This is a genomic window from Ensifer sp. 22460, from assembly GCF_052044935.1.
In the GTDB taxonomy this organism is placed as follows: domain Bacteria; phylum Pseudomonadota; class Alphaproteobacteria; order Rhizobiales; family Rhizobiaceae; genus Ensifer.
In genome coordinates this window covers 271,214-285,291 of the sequence record NZ_JBQENZ010000008.1, presented here as the reverse complement: position 1 = coordinate 285,291, position 14,078 = coordinate 271,214, and the positions used below count along the sequence as shown (strand labels likewise).

The following is a 14,078-nucleotide window of genomic DNA, read 5'->3' as shown; positions in this document are numbered from 1 at the left end:
CTGAAGCACGGACCGATCGCGCTGATCGACGAAAACATGCCGGTCATCGTCATTGCGCCGCATGACCGCTTCTATGAGAAGACGGTTTCCAACATGCAGGAAGTGGCCGCGCGCGGCGGTCGGATCATCCTGATCACCGATGAGAAGGGGGCTGCCGCCTCGAAGCTCGAAACGATGGCAACGATCGTGCTGCCGAATGTCGACGAGATCATCGCGCCGATGATCTTCTCGCTGCCGATCCAGTTGCTTGCCTACCATACGGCGGTATTCATGGGCACCGACGTCGACCAGCCCCGCAACCTCGCAAAATCGGTGACCGTTGAGTGATCTACGTCCGGCATGAGCGCCCAGGAGATGAGAAGGGTATCCGCGAGGTGACCGCGGCCGCCTTCGAAGGGCATCCGCACAGTGATCAGAGCGAGCCCCTCATCATCGAACGCCTGCGCGAAGCCGGGGCGCTGAACGTGTCGTTGGTCGCCGAGATGAACGACGAGATTGTTGGGCACGTCGCCTTCTCGCCCGTCACTCTGACGCCGGCAGAATCCGGCTGGTTCGGGCTTGGGCCTGTGTCGGTCAAGCCGGACGTTCAGGCACAGGGCATCGGCAGGCAGTTGATCCGCGAGGGCCTCGAATGGCTGCGTGCCGAGGGTGCCTCTGGCTGCGTCGTCGTCGGCGATCCGGCCTATTATCAAAAGTTCGGTTTCCGCAACGAATCGGCTCTTGTATTCCCCGGTTGTGCGCCGCAATATTTCATGGCGCTGGCTCTTTCCGGCGCGATGGCCGCTGGCACGGTCGCCTATCATCCGGCCTTTGGGGTGGCGTGAGGTTAAGACGGAAGAAGCATGACGGAACACTCAAAACGCGGCTATATCGGCACCCGGCTGCGCAACTATTTCCTGACCGGCCTGATCGTCTGCGCACCGGTGGCGATCACCGTTTGGCTCGTGCGCACGTTTATCGATTGGGCCGATGGGTGGGTGAAGCCGTATCTGCCGAATTTCTATAATCCGGACACCTATTCGCCCGTCGCCATTCCCGGCTTCGGGTTGCTCGTTGCCATTTTCGTGATCACGTTTGTCGGCTTCATGACCGCAAACCTCGTCGGTCGGTCGATCGTCAATCTCGCCGAATCCCTGGTCAATCGCACGCCGCTCGTCCGTACGATCTATAAATCCACGAAACAGATTTTCCAGACGGTGCTGCAGGAGCAGTCGTCCTCCTTCAAGAAGGCCGGGCTGATCGAGTATCCGAGCCCCGGCCTTTGGTCGCTCGTGTTCATCGCGACCGACGTTAAGGGCGAGATCGCATCCAAGTTCGACGATCGTGGCATGGATATGGTGGCGGTCTTCCTGCCGCCGACTCCGATCCCCACCGCCGGGTTTCTGCTGTTTGTTGAGCGCGACAAGATCATACCGCTCGAGATGAGCGCGGAAGATGCAGCCAAGCTGCTGATTTCCGGCGGCTTGGTGACGCCGGACTACAAACCGCTCGCCAACGCGCCGCTGAAAATCAGCCAGCAGAAAACCGCCTGACATCGAGGCACACTTCGGGACGGAAACCGGCTCACGCTTTCTCGCCTCTAGCCGGCGCGCAGGAAGCGGATCGCCTCGTCGCGTCGGTAGAGATAGAGCAGCGTCCGGAGTGCTTCACCGCGTTCCGACGTCAGGTCCGGGTCGCGCTCGATGACATAGGCGGCGTCCTTCCGCGCGATTTCCAACAGGTCGCCATGGGCTTCCAGGCTGGCGATGCGGAAGCCCGGCGTGCCCGACTGGCGCGTGCCGAGCAACTCGCCTTCGCCGCGCAGCTTCAGATCTTCCTCGGCGATCAGGAAGCCGTCCTCGCTGTCGCGCAGGATCGAGAGCCGTGATCGGCCATTTTCGCTGAGCGGTCCCTTGTAGAGCAGGATGCAGGTCGAAGCCTCATCGCCCCGGCCAACGCGGCCGCGCAATTGATGAAGCTGGGCAAGGCCGAAGCGTTCCGCGTGTTCGATCACCATGATCGTCGCATCGGGCACGTCGACGCCGACTTCCACGACGGTGGTGGCGACCAGCAAGCGGATCTCGCCATTCTTGAAGGCGAGCATGACGGCATCTTTCTCCGCCCCATTCATGCGACCGTGTACGAGGCCGACAGTGTTGCCGAAGCGTTTGGCGAGGCCTTCGTACCTCTCTTCCGCCGACATGACGTCGACTGCTTCCGACTCCTCGACAAGCGGGCAGATCCAATAGGCCTTCTTGCCTTCGCGAAGCGCTGCATCCAGCCGATCGACGATATCGCCGGTACGCTCCGTCGGGATCGTCACGGTCTGGATCGGCTTACGCCCGGCAGGCTTCTCAGTGAGCTTCGAGACATCCATGTCGCCAAAGGCCGCGAGCACCAACGTACGCGGGATCGGGGTTGCCGTCATGACGAGCATATGCGGCGAGATTCCCTTGGCGGTCAGGCGCAGACGCTGGTGAACGCCGAAGCGATGCTGTTCGTCCACCACCGCCAGCGTCAATTCTTTATAGTTCACCGTATCCTGGAAAAGTGCGTGCGTGCCGATCACCATCCGCGTCTCGCCGGATGCGATGCGATCAAGAATGGCATCGCGTTCCTTGCCCTTGGTGCGGCCGGTCAGGACGTCAATCGTGATGCCGGCCGGAGCGGCCATCCTGGCAAGGGTCGCATGGTGTTGCCGGGCAAGGATTTCCGTCGGTGCCATCAGCACGGCCTGGCCGCCGGATTCGACCGCTGCGAGCATCGCCATCAGCGCCGCCATCGTCTTGCCGGAGCCGACGTCGCCCTGCAGCAGCCGCAGCATGCGTTCGGTGCCTGCCATGTCCTTGAGGATATCGGCAATAGCCGTGGACTGGCTCGCCGTCAGCGAAAAGGGAAGGGCGTCGATGACCGGGCGGGAGAGCGCGCCGGTAGCATGGACCGGAATGCCTGCGACCTTGCGCAGACGTTGTCGGACCAGTGCCAATGACAGTTGCCCGGCAAGAAATTCGTCATACGCCAGGCGGCGGCGCGCGGGTGCCTGGGGATCGATATCCGTTGCGTCCCGGGGATCATGCAGCGCTCGGAAACTCTCGGCCACACTGGCGAAGCCCTGCTTGGCGAGCAGCGCATCGTCCCCCCATTCCGGCATTTCCGGGACGCGGGCGACGGCCGCCTCGATCGACTTGCGCAAGGTCCGGGGCGAAAGTCCGGCGGTCAGACCATAGACCGGTTCGACCAGCGGCAGGTTTTCCGCCTCGCTTGCGCGGACCGTGTAGTCCGGATGGACCATCGAAGGCCGGCCGTTGAACCAGTCGACCTTGCCGCTGACGATCACCGTCTCATCCACCGGCAGCGATTTCTCCAGCCAATTGCCTTTGACCCGGAAGTAGGTGAGCGCCAGTTCGCCGGATTCGTCATGCAGGAAGACGCGGTAGGGCAGGTTTGGTTTGCCGCGCGGCGGTGGCTGATGGCGATCGACCCGGCCGGTAATGGTGACGATTACCCCTTGCGGCGCATGGGCAATGCCGGGCTGCTGGCGACGGTCGATCAGCGAATGCGGCGCATGGAAGACAAGATCGACGACACGGCAATCCTCGATCGTTTCGCGGCCGAGCAGCTTGGCATAGAGCTCGCCGATCTTCGGGCCGATGCCGGGAAGCGTGTCGAGCGGTGAGAAGAGCGGGTCGAGCAGGGCGGGACGCATGGTGATGAAATTGCGATGATAAATCGGGCTTTGGCAAGGCTGACAATCACCAATTCAGAGTTTATAGAGCCCATTGACGACAAACCGTAGCCTAGAGCGTCCCGCTTTCAAGTGGTATCACTGAAGGCGACAAGGTGCTCTGGAATCAAAGCGCTGGAGCGTCCCTCGCGTGTTCGTCCGAATGCGCGGCGCTCTCCTGCATGTTTCCTTTCTCCCTAAATCCAATCCGGTTTAGGGGCAAAAACATGCAGCAATCTAAAGTGCTACAGCGACTTTCGTGCGCCTTGGAAGACGCGCGGCGCGGGTAGCGGGCGGCAGGAAGGAATTTCCATGACTGGCATCTCACGCACCAGCGCCGATCTCGATCCGCGGCGACGGCGGATCCTGTTCCGCGCCTGGCATCGCGGCATCCGCGAGATGGACCTGATCCTCGGGCAGTTTGCAGAGGCCGAGCTTTCGGTGCTTTCCGAAGTGGAGCTCGATGAACTCGAGACGATCATGCGCGAAGAGGACAATGATCTCGTCAGGTGGATCACCGGTGAACAACCTCTGCCCGCTCGCTATCAGACGCCGATGTTCGAGCGCATTGCCGCCTATCGTCCGGATTTCGACAAGCTTCCCGAAGGGATGAAATAGAGCGATGATGCTGGTTGGCCTTGATCCGAAGAAGATTGTCGAAGCACAACGAGAGATCACGATCGGCCCGGTTCCCGCCGGCGCCGAGGCACTGGTTCTCGCGGAGCTCGCGCGGGCGGGCCAGCCGGTCGCCTATATTCTCTCGGATGGTCAACGGATCGCGGATCTTGAGCAGGTTCTCGGCTTCGTGGCGCCGGATATTCCGGTGCTGACACTACCGGGCTGGGACTGCCTTCCCTATGACCGCGTGTCGCCAAGCGCCGACACGTCAGCGCGGCGTCTCGCGGCGCTCAGTGCGCTCATCGCGCACAAGAAGAAACCGCATGCAGCGATCGTGCTGGTGACGGTCAACGCTGCCCTGCAGAAGATCTCGCCGCAGAATGTGATCGAGAGTCTGGCGTTTTCGGCCCGCCCGGGCAACCAGGTGCGCATGGATGACATCGCGATGCGGCTCGAGCGCAATGGTTTCGAGCGGGTCGCGACGGTGCGCGAAGTCGGTGAATATGCCGTGCGTGGCGGCATCCTCGATGTCTTCGTGCCCGGCAGCGGCGAGCCGCTGCGCCTCGACTTCTTCGGCGATACGTTGGAGTCCATCCGCTCCTTCGATCCCGCAAGCCAGCGCACCACCGGCCAGGTCCGCTCCCTCGATCTCAACCCGATGAGCGAGGTATCGCTGACGCCGGAGACGATCAGCCATTTCCGCAAGCAGTATCTGTCGCTTTTCGGCGCGACGACCCGCGACGATGCGCTCTACCAGGCCGTATCCGAAGGGCGGCGCTACGCCGGCATGGAGCATTGGCTGCCGCTCTTTTATGACGGGCTGGAGACGGTCTTCGACTATCTCCATGGTTTCCGCATCGTCACGGATCATCTGGCGCGCGAAGCTGCGGCCGAACGCTCGAAGCTCATTCTCGACTATTACGATGCCCGTCTGGCATCGGCCTCTCCCGGCAAGTCGCAGACGACCCAGGGCACGCCCTATAAGCCGGTTCCGCCGGAACTGCTCTATCTGAATTCGCAGGGCTTCAATGCTGCACTGACCTCGCGCGACGCCATTCGTCTGTCGCCGTTCAACGAGCATGAAGGCGAGGCCCGGCAGGTGATATCGGTCGACGCGCGCCAGGGCATGCGCTGGGCCAAGTCGGCCGGCGAGGGCGAGACGGACAGCGAACGCGTCAACGTCTTCGACCAGGCGGTCAAGTACATTGCCGAGCGGCGCTCGAAGGGCGCCAAGGTGGTCATTTCGGGCTGGAGCGAGGGATCGCTGGACCGCCTGTTGCAGGTGCTTGCCGAGCACGGACTCGGCAACATCAAGCCGATCAAGGCGCTGGCCGAGGTCAAGAGCCTGAAGCCGGGCGAGGCGGGATCGACCGTCCTCAGCATCGAGGCCGGTTTCGAGACAGGTGATCTCGTGATCATAGGCGAACAGGATATCCTGGGCGACCGCATGGTACGTCGTTCGAGGCGCCGCAAGCGCGGGGCCGACTTCATCGCCGAAGTCGCGGGCCTCGACGAGGGCAGTTACGTCGTGCATGCCGAACACGGCATTGGCCGGTTTGTCGGCTTGCGCACCATCGAAGCCGTCGGCGCACCGCATGATTGCCTCGAGCTCGTCTATGCCGACAATGCCAAGCTGTTCCTGCCGGTCGAAAACATCGAGCTTCTGTCGCGCTATGGAGCAGAAGGGACCGATGCGATCCTCGACAAGCTTGGTGGCGTTGCCTGGCAGGCACGCAAGGCCAAGCTCAAGAAGCGCCTGCTGGACATGGCAGGCGGTCTCATCCGCATCGCCGCCGAACGCCACACGCGTCGGGCGCCGGTTCTTGCCGCTCAGGATGGCGTCTATGACGAATTCGCCGCGCGCTTCCCCTATGACGAGACCGAGGACCAGCTGAACTCGATCGAGGCCGTGCGCGACGATCTCGGCAGCGGCCGCCCGATGGACCGCCTCGTCTGCGGCGACGTCGGCTTCGGCAAGACGGAAGTCGCGCTGCGTGCCGCCTTTATCGCGGCGATGAACGGCGTACAGGTCGCCGTCGTCGTGCCGACGACGCTGCTGGCGCGCCAGCATTTCAAGACCTTCTCCGAGCGTTTCCGCGGTCTGCCGATCCGCATCCAGCAGGCATCCCGCCTCGTTGGATCGAAGGAGTTGGCGTTGACCAAGAAGGAGGTGGCGGACGGAAAGACCGACGTCGTCGTCGGCACTCACGCGCTGCTTGGCACGTCGGTCAACTTCGCCAATCTCGGCCTTCTGATCATCGACGAAGAGCAGCACTTTGGCGTCAAGCACAAGGAGCGGCTGAAGGAGCTGAAGTCGGATGTCCACGTGCTGACGCTTTCGGCAACGCCGATCCCGCGCACGCTGCAACTGGCGCTAACCGGCGTGCGCGAACTGTCGCTGATCACCACGCCGCCGGTCGACCGCATGGCGGTTCGCACCTTCATTTCTCCCTTCGATGCGCTGGTGATCCGCGAAACGCTGATGCGTGAGCACTATCGCGGCGGCCAGAGCTTCTACGTCTGCCCGCGCCTGAGTGACCTCTCGGAGATCCACGACTTCCTGAAATCCGACGTTCCGGAGCTGAAGGTGGCGGTTGCTCACGGCCAGATGCCGGCAACCGAGCTCGAAGACATCATGAACGCCTTCTATGACGGGCGTTACGACGTGCTGCTGTCGACGACGATCGTCGAATCCGGTCTCGACGTCCCGACGGCCAATACGCTGATCGTGCACCGCGCCGACATGTTCGGACTTGCCCAGCTCTACCAGCTGCGCGGCCGCGTCGGTCGCTCGAAGGTGCGCGCCTTCGCGCTGTTCACCCTGCCGGTCAACAAGACGCTGACGGGAACCGCCGAACGACGGCTGAAGGTGCTGCAGTCGCTCGACACGCTCGGTGCCGGCTTCCAGCTGGCGAGCCACGACCTCGATATCCGCGGCGCCGGCAACCTGCTCGGCGAGGAACAGTCGGGCCATATCAAGGAGGTCGGCTTCGAGCTCTACCAGCAGATGCTGGAAGAAGCGGTCGCCGAGCTCAAGGGTGAAGAAGAAATCCACGATACCGGTTGGTCGCCGCAGATCTCGGTCGGAACCCCGGTCATGATCCCGGAACACTATGTGCCGGATCTGCATTTGAGGCTCGGTCTCTATCGCCGCCTCGGCGAACTGACGGATCTCAAGGAGATCGACGGCTTCGGCGCCGAGATGATCGACCGCTTCGGCCCGTTGCCGATCGAGGTGCAGCACCTCTTGAAGATCGTCTACATCAAGTCGCTGTGCCGTACGGCGAATGTCGAGAAGCTCGATGCCGGGCCGAAGGGTGTCGTCGTGCAGTTCCGCAACAAGGAGTTCCCGAACCCGGCCGCACTCGTCGGTTACATCGCCAAGCAGGGTACGCTTGCGAAGATCCGGCCGGACCACAGCATCTTCTTCCAAAGGGAACTGGCAACGCCGGAGAAGCGTCTTTCGGGCGCTGCGATGGTGATGACGCAGCTCGCCGGGTTGGCGAAATAGTCTATGCCAGGCATCGAGCGCTGCCGCGTGATGCGGCAGCGCCAGCAGCGGATCAGTTCGGCTTGCCGCTTGCCTTCATCTCTGCGATTTCGCGCAGCGCATTCGTCAACACGTCGACGGATTGCGCTCCCATCACGGCATATTGCCCTTCGAGGATGAAGCAGGGGACACCGGTCACGCCCATCTCGCGGGCCATGCCGACCTCTTCCTTGACCGCGTCCTTATCGGCGTCGGAGGTCAGCAGCGCAGCGATGACGGGACGGTCGAGACCGGCCTTCTCGGCGATATCCAGCAGCACGGCGTGATCGCCGACATTTCGGCCCTCCTCGAAGTTCGCCTTGAATAACATGCCGACGACGGCCGTCTGCGCTGCCTCGCCGTTGGTTGCAGCCCAGCGGACGAGCCGATGCGCGTCGAGCGTGTTCGGGCTGATCTTCACGGCGTCAAAGTCGAAGGCGATGCCCTCGGCGTTTCCGAGTTCGCGCAGCATATCATGGGCGCGATCGACGGCCGCCTGACCGCCGAGCTTTGCCGCCAGGTGCTGCTTGTGGTCGACGCCTTCCGGCGGCAGGTCGGGATTGAGCTGATAGGGACGCCAGTTGACGGTGACGAGCACGTCCGGGACATTGGCGATCGCCTGATCCAGCCTTGCCTTGCCCAGATAGCACCAGGGGCAGACGACGTCCGAGACGATATCGATGCTGACGGTTTGCATGGTGCGGGTGCCTTTCCTTGTTTTGGTATGTCGGCGAGATAAGCCGGTTTTATCCGGCTTTCAATGCGTTACCAAAAGGGAACCAACCCTCTATTGGGCGTTTTGATCCCACCAGGCCGGAAGCTGATAGCCATAAAGCGGCAACACATCGGGGCGGCCGATATGCTTGCGCCGGGCCACCCACTGTGCGTCCAGATGATAGAGCGGAACCAGGTAGGAATTGTTGATCAGCAGCCGGTCGTGGGCGCGCACGGCAGCCGTGAAATCCTCGGTCGTGCGGGCCTGGAGAATATTGTTGATCATGCGGTCGACATCCTTGTCGGCAACGCCGGCAAAGTTGTCGCTGCCCTGCCGATCCCTGGCCTGGGAGGACCAGCGCCCGGCCTGTTCGATGCCGGGTGACAACGTCGACGGGAAGGACTTGATGATCACGTCATAGTCGAAGGACTGGCTGCGCTGCTGGTATTGCGAATCGTCGACGGTGCGCACCGACACCTGGATGCCCAGCGGCGCGAGGAAGCGCTGGTAGGCGAGGGCGATCTTTTCCTGGCCCGCGTTCTGGCTCATGATCTCGAAGGCGAGCGGCGCGCCCTTGGCGTCCACCATCTTGCCGTCCTTGATCTGGAAGCCCGCCTCTCGCATCAGCGAGACGGCGACGCGCAGCACGTTGCGATCACGCCCGGAGGCGTCGGTCACCGGCAGCCGGTAGGTGCCATCGAGGATTGCCGGATTGATGCGATCGCGCGCATCGCCGATGAGGCCGAGTTCACGGTCGTCTGCCGGTGCGCCGAGGAAACTCAGCGTCGAGTTCTGCCAATAGCTCTGGGTGCGCGTATAGGCACCATCGAAGAGGTTCTTGTTGACCCACTCGAAGTCGAACACCAGCGCCAGACCCTGGCGGAGCTTGAGATTGTCGAACATCGGCTTGCGGGTATTGAACACGATGCCGAGCATGCCCGAGGGCGTTTTCGGCTTGAAGGTTTCCTTGACGACTTCGCCGGAGCGGACAGCGGGGAAATCGTAGCCGCGTGCCCACTTGGTGGCGCTGCCTTCCGGATAGATGTCGATCTCGCCCTTCTTGAACGCCTCGAACAGCGAATTTTCCTGGAGGAAGTATTCGACCGAGATTTCGTCGTAATTATCTTGGCCGACCTTCGACGGCAGGTCCTTCGCCCAGTAATCCGGGTTTCTCTTGTAGACGATGCGTTCGCCGGGCTTCACTTCAGCGACACGATAGGGGCCGGAGCCGAGCGGCGGTTTCAAGCTCGTCTGGTCGAAGCTTGCAACGTCGATGGCGTGTTTCGGCAGGACCGGCGAGAGGCCGAGCAGCAGCGGAAGCTCGCGGTCGGCTTCTTCGGTGAAGGTGAAGCGTACGCTGCGGTCACCGACCTTCTCCATCTTCGCCACCTTGGCCAGGCGGTTGCTGAAGGGGACACGTCCCTTGTCGCGCATCAGTTCGAAGCTGAAGATCACGTCTTCAGCGGTGACCGGCTGCCCATCGGCCCAGCGGGCGTTGGGGTTGAGGTTGAACTGGATGAAGGTCCGGTCGTCATCCCATTCAGCCGATTCGGCGAGCAGGCCGTACATGGTGAAGGCTTCGTCGCGCGAGCGCTGCATCAGCGATTCGTAGACGAGGTTGCCGTATTCCGGGTCCCACATGCCGCGCGCTGTCGTGCGCATGCTTTTCAGAATGAAGGGATTGAGGCTGTCGAAGCTGCCGACGACGCCGTAGGCGATCTTCCCGCCCTTTTTCACGTTCGGATTGACGTAGGGGAAGTTCTTGAAATCGGCCGGCAGCGCCGGCTCGCCGTGCATGGCAATGGCATGCACGGGCGCGGCTACCGCACCATTGCCGAACGAAGTGACGGTCATGAGCAAAGCCAGACCGGAAAGAAATGCACGCAAAGTCACCTCCCGTGAAGGGGTATCAACAGGCCGATTCCCTGAACGTTACCAATGGAGACCGATGAATCCAACCGATCAGCCGCCCAAATTCCGCCCAGTAGTAAGTCAAAAAATGACAGGAAACACTGGATAATCGAAGCGAGCCAATGTAACAGGTGTTTCCGGAAACGGGGTCATGCATTTGCCTTATTTGGCCAACAGGACAACGGCGGCTGACGATACTCACCTGCGGAACGAACTGTTCCGTTACCGGATTTCAGGAGACGGAATCACAATGATCTTCAAGTCGAATTTTACCAAACGCTCGGGTATGGTAGCGCTGGCGCTCTCTGTAGCTGCTGCGGGCGTACCGAGTGTTGCATCCGCCCAGCAGGCGGGTGGCAAGCCGCCGCAGGGCTGGTTCAAGATCTGCACCAAGCAGGAAGACAATGACGTCTGCATCGTCCAGAACCTCCTGACCGCAAACAACGGCCAGCTCGTGACTGCTGTCGGCCTCATCACCGTAAGCGGCAAGGTCAACCGCAAGGTCCTGCAGGTTTCCGTACCGTCCGCACGCCTCATCCCGACGGGCGTCCAGATGCAGATCGACGGCGGCAAGCCGGTGAAGCTCGACTACGCAATCTGCATGCCGGACAAGTGCGTCGCCGAAGCGCCGCTGTCCGACCAGCTGATCGCCAGCCTGAAGAAGGGCAACGAGGTGGTCTTCACCTCGGTCAACTTCCAGCGCGCTCCGAACCCGATCAAGATGGCCCTCACGGGCTTCACCGGTATCTTCGACGGCGAGCCGATCGAGCAGTCGCAGCTCGAAGAGCGTCAGCGCCTTCTGCAGGAAGAAATGCAGAAGAAGGCGGAAGACGCCCGCAAGAAGCTCGAAGAAGCCCAGAAGGCTGCCAAGAAGAACTAAGCGATCTCTCGCTATCCCTAAAAGAAACGCCCGGACCTAGCGTCCGGGCGTTTTTATTTGTCCGGGGCGAAAAGCCCTAGTGACGGAAAGCCGCCTTGGGCCTGTAGTGGCCGACGCCGTCCTTGTCGAACAGGGCATCGACTTGGGCGTGGCGCATCGGCCGGTCGCTGTCGTCGAACTCCAGGTTCTGCTCGGAAACGTAGGCGACATACTCGCTATCGTCGTTTTCGGCGAACAGATGGTAGAAGGGTTGATCCTTGCTCGGGCGGATCTCCTGCGGAATGGCGTTCCACCATTCTTCGGTGTTGGCGTATTCCGGATCGACGTCGAAAATGACGCCTCGGAACGGGAAAATCCGATGGCGAACCACCTGTCCGATCTCGAATTTGGCGTTTCTTTGTTTCATGACGCAACACATCCTTTCAGGAGATTATCTGGGTTGGCGAACCCAAAACATCAATAGGGATCTCCCTTCCGCCCGGCGCTGGACAATCGCGCTAGCTGAGATAGACGCGCACAAGTTGCCGTCAACATAATATCACACAATTCGGCAAAGCGTGCCGCCCACCGCAAAGGTGCGGCGTTTCCACGAGCGCGAGCATCAGTCGAAAAAGAAAGGCCGGCGACCTCGAGCGAGGCGCCGGCCTTCTGCATTGGGTGCTTAGCCGGAAGAGGTGTTGCTACCGGCCTGCATGGTCTTAGACCGAGTAGTACATGTCGTACTCGACCGGATGCGGCGTCATTTCGAAGCGCATCACTTCCTGCATCTTCAGTTCGATGAAGGAATCGATCTGGTCGTCGTCGAACACGCCGCCGGCCGTCAGGTACTTGCGGTCCTTGTCGAGGCTTTCGAGCGCTTCGCGCAGCGAGCCGCAAACCGTCGGGATCTTCTTCAGCTCCTTCGGCGGCAGGTCGTAGAGGTCCTTGTCCATGGCCTTGCCCGGATGCAGCTTGTTCTTGATGCCGTCGAGGCCGGCCATCAGCATGGCTGCGAAGGCGAGGTAGGGGTTCGCGGTCGGGTCCGGGAAGCGGACTTCAACGCGCTTGGCCTTCGGGTTCGTGCCGAACGGAATGCGGCAGGAAGCCGAGCGGTTGCGTGCCGAATAGGCGAGCAGAACCGGTGCTTCGTAGCCCGGGACGAGACGCTTGTAGGAGTTCGTCGACGGGTTGGTGAAGGCATTCAGCGACTTGGCGTGCTTGATGATGCCGCCGATGAAGTAGAGGCAGGTTTCCGACAGGCCGGCATATTCGTCGCCTGCGAAGGTCGGCTTGCCGTCCTTCCAGATCGACAGGTGTACGTGCATGCCCGAACCGTTGTCGCCGAAGATCGGTTTCGGCATGAAGGTTGCCGTCTTGCCGTAGGCGTTGGCGACTTGGTGCACGACGTACTTGTAGATCTGCATCTTGTCGGCGTTGCGCACCAGCGCGTCGAACTTGACGCCGAGCTCGTGCTGGGCGGCGGCCACTTCGTGGTGATGCTTTTCGACCGTTACGCCCATTTCGGACAGAACCGTCAGCATTTCCGAGCGCATGTCCTGGCAGCTGTCGATCGGCGGAACCGGGAAATAGCCACCCTTGACGCGCGGGCGGTGGCCGAGGTTGCCGGTCTCATAGTCGGTGTCGTCGTTCGACGGCAGTTCCGAGGAGTCGAGCTTGAAGCCGGTGTTGTACGGATCGGCCTTGTACTTGACGTCGTCGAAGACGAAGAATTCGGCTTCCGGGCCGACGAAGACGGTGTCGCCGATACCCGATGCCTTGAGGTAGGCTTCCGCCTTCTTGGCCGTGCCGCGCGGGTCGCGGTTATAGGATTCGCCCGAAACCGGATCGAGAATGTCGCAGATGATGACCATCGTCGACTGCGCGAAGAACGGGTCCATATGCGCTGTTTCCGGATCGGGCATCAGCACCATGTCGGACTCGTTGATGGCCTTCCAGCCGCCAATCGAGGAGCCGTCGAACATGACGCCATCGGCGAACATGTCTTCGTCGACGCAGACCACATCCATCGTTACGTGCTGCAGCTTGCCCTTGGGATCGGTAAAGCGCAGGTCGACGAACTTGACGTCGTTGTCCTTGATTTGCTTCAGAATATCGCTTGCAGTCGTCATTTGCCGTTATTCCCTGTGTGAGATGACGAGGTTTGAAAAGAACCGGGCCGGACGGCCCGTGATATCAGATGGCGTCGAGGCCGGTTTCGCCCGTGCGAATTCGGATGACTTCTTCCACATTGGAAACGAAAATCTTTCCGTCACCAATGCGGCCGGTTTGCGCGGCATTGCGGATCGCCTCGATGACGGCCTCCGCGTTTTCGTCCGCCAGCACGACTTCGACCTTAACCTTCGGCAGAAAGTCCACCACGTATTCGGCGCCGCGATACAGCTCCGTGTGACCCTTCTGCCGCCCGAAGCCCTTGGCTTCCGTGACGGTGATGCCCTGCAGGCCGACTTCCTGAAGGGCTTCCTTCACTTCGTCGAGCTTGAAGGGCTTAATGATCGCTTCGATCTTTTTCATGAGAAAATGTCTCTCCGCTTCTCCCTTTAAAGCAGGATCATGCCCGCTCGCCCTGAATATGCACGTTGCATGCCAGTTTTTCTGCGAAAATCTGTCAGAACGACAAAAAATCTACTGCCGCGACGCGGATTGCGGGGTTTCCATGCCATTTCCTGGCTGGGATCTGCCTAATTTTTATGATTATCGATCGAAAGTTGCCCGGTATCGGTCG

12 protein-coding genes are annotated in these 14,078 nt (G+C 61.2%); 6 read left to right on the top strand and 6 right to left on the bottom strand.

Annotated elements, in window-relative coordinates; genetic code table 11:
• From ACTJKM_RS13115 to ACTJKM_RS13105, 3 genes are all read left to right on the top strand, one after another.
• On the top strand, nt 1-327 hold a 327-nt coding region (locus ACTJKM_RS13115), incomplete at its 5' end, for an SIS domain-containing protein (protein ID WP_440660453.1).
• On the top strand, nt 327-824 hold the full coding sequence (locus tag ACTJKM_RS13110) for a GNAT family N-acetyltransferase (RefSeq protein WP_058322498.1): 498 nt from the start codon (nt 327-329) through the stop codon (nt 822-824). The genes ACTJKM_RS13115 and ACTJKM_RS13110, both read left to right, overlap by 1 nt.
• A gap of 18 nt (nt 825-842) precedes the next feature.
• On the top strand, nt 843-1,532 hold the full coding sequence (locus ACTJKM_RS13105; RefSeq protein ID WP_058322465.1) for a DUF502 domain-containing protein: 690 nt from the start codon (nt 843-845) through the stop codon (nt 1,530-1,532).
• Nucleotides 1,533-1,579: 47 nt separating this feature from the next.
• Here ACTJKM_RS13105 and recG read toward each other — a convergent pair whose 3' ends face one another.
• Nucleotides 1,580-3,685 carry an ATP-dependent DNA helicase RecG gene (gene recG / locus ACTJKM_RS13100; RefSeq protein WP_058328185.1) on the bottom strand — a complete coding sequence of 702 codons (2,106 nt, stop codon included), beginning with the start codon at nt 3,683-3,685 and terminating at the stop codon, nt 1,580-1,582.
• Between the two features lie 330 nt (nt 3,686-4,015).
• On the opposite strand from recG, the gene ACTJKM_RS13095 reads away from it, so the two are divergent.
• Together ACTJKM_RS13095 and mfd are read left to right on the top strand one after the other, a co-directional pair.
• Nucleotides 4,016-4,321 carry an FAD assembly factor SdhE gene (locus tag ACTJKM_RS13095; RefSeq protein WP_058328186.1) on the top strand — a complete coding sequence of 102 codons (306 nt, stop codon included), beginning with the start codon at nt 4,016-4,018 and terminating at the stop codon, nt 4,319-4,321.
• A 7-nt stretch (nt 4,322-4,328) separates the two neighbouring features.
• The gene (gene mfd / locus ACTJKM_RS13090; RefSeq protein ID WP_058328298.1) at nt 4,329-7,832 is read left to right on the top strand and encodes a transcription-repair coupling factor; all 3,504 of its coding nucleotides are present in this window, start codon (nt 4,329-4,331) and stop codon (nt 7,830-7,832) included.
• Nucleotides 7,833-7,884: 52 nt separating this feature from the next.
• Here the strand turns inward: mfd and ACTJKM_RS13085 are convergent, their stop codons facing one another.
• Both ACTJKM_RS13085 and ACTJKM_RS13080 read right to left on the bottom strand, forming a co-directional pair.
• Nucleotides 7,885-8,547 (bottom strand): DsbA family oxidoreductase, encoded by a 663-nt coding sequence (locus ACTJKM_RS13085; protein WP_058322468.1) that lies wholly within the window; start codon nt 8,545-8,547, stop codon nt 7,885-7,887.
• A 90-nt stretch (nt 8,548-8,637) separates the two neighbouring features.
• Entirely contained in the window at nt 8,638-10,419 is a 1,782-nt protein-coding gene (locus ACTJKM_RS13080) for an extracellular solute-binding protein (protein ID WP_058328299.1), read from the bottom strand.
• Nucleotides 10,420-10,726: 307 nt separating this feature from the next.
• Between ACTJKM_RS13080 and ACTJKM_RS13075 the strand changes: the two genes are divergently transcribed.
• Complete coding sequence (locus tag ACTJKM_RS13075) at nt 10,727-11,356, top strand: invasion associated locus B family protein (RefSeq protein WP_058328187.1); 630 nt, start codon at nt 10,727-10,729, stop codon at nt 11,354-11,356.
• Between the two features lie 76 nt (nt 11,357-11,432).
• Here the strand turns inward: ACTJKM_RS13075 and hspQ are convergent, their stop codons facing one another.
• The 3 genes from hspQ to ACTJKM_RS13060 form a co-directional block, all read right to left on the bottom strand.
• On the bottom strand, nt 11,433-11,762 hold the full coding sequence (hspQ, locus tag ACTJKM_RS13070; RefSeq protein WP_057255944.1) for a heat shock protein HspQ: 330 nt from the start codon (nt 11,760-11,762) through the stop codon (nt 11,433-11,435).
• 292 nt (nt 11,763-12,054) lie between these two features.
• Nucleotides 12,055-13,464 (bottom strand): type I glutamate--ammonia ligase, encoded by a 1,410-nt coding sequence (gene glnA / locus ACTJKM_RS13065; RefSeq protein ID WP_057255946.1) that lies wholly within the window; start codon nt 13,462-13,464, stop codon nt 12,055-12,057.
• Between the two features lie 64 nt (nt 13,465-13,528).
• Nucleotides 13,529-13,867 (bottom strand): P-II family nitrogen regulator, encoded by a 339-nt coding sequence (locus tag ACTJKM_RS13060; protein ID WP_003528058.1) that lies wholly within the window; start codon nt 13,865-13,867, stop codon nt 13,529-13,531.
• Nucleotides 13,868-14,078: the final 211 nt, after the last annotated feature.

Bases quoted from the DNA above. Each gene is read 5' to 3' on its own strand.
- ACTJKM_RS13085 (WP_058322468.1), bottom strand. From the start codon at position 8,547: ATGCAAACCGTCAGCATCGATATCGTCTCGGACGTCGTCTGCCCCTGG.
- hspQ (WP_057255944.1), bottom strand. From the start codon at position 11,762: ATGAAACAAAGAAACGCCAAATTCGAGATCGGACAGGTGGTTCGCCAT.
- ACTJKM_RS13080 (WP_058328299.1), bottom strand. From the start codon at position 10,419: ATGACCGTCACTTCGTTCGGCAATGGTGCGGTAGCCGCGCCCGTGCAT.
- ACTJKM_RS13095 (WP_058328186.1), top strand. From the start codon at position 4,016: ATGACTGGCATCTCACGCACCAGCGCCGATCTCGATCCGCGGCGACGG.
- mfd (WP_058328298.1), top strand. From the start codon at position 4,329: ATGCTGGTTGGCCTTGATCCGAAGAAGATTGTCGAAGCACAACGAGAG.
- ACTJKM_RS13060 (WP_003528058.1), bottom strand. From the start codon at position 13,867: ATGAAAAAGATCGAAGCGATCATTAAGCCCTTCAAGCTCGACGAAGTG.
- recG (WP_058328185.1), bottom strand. From the start codon at position 3,685: ATGCGTCCCGCCCTGCTCGACCCGCTCTTCTCACCGCTCGACACGCTT.
- ACTJKM_RS13075 (WP_058328187.1), top strand. From the start codon at position 10,727: ATGATCTTCAAGTCGAATTTTACCAAACGCTCGGGTATGGTAGCGCTG.
- glnA (WP_057255946.1), bottom strand. From the start codon at position 13,464: ATGACGACTGCAAGCGATATTCTGAAGCAAATCAAGGACAACGACGTC.
- ACTJKM_RS13105 (WP_058322465.1), top strand. From the start codon at position 843: ATGACGGAACACTCAAAACGCGGCTATATCGGCACCCGGCTGCGCAAC.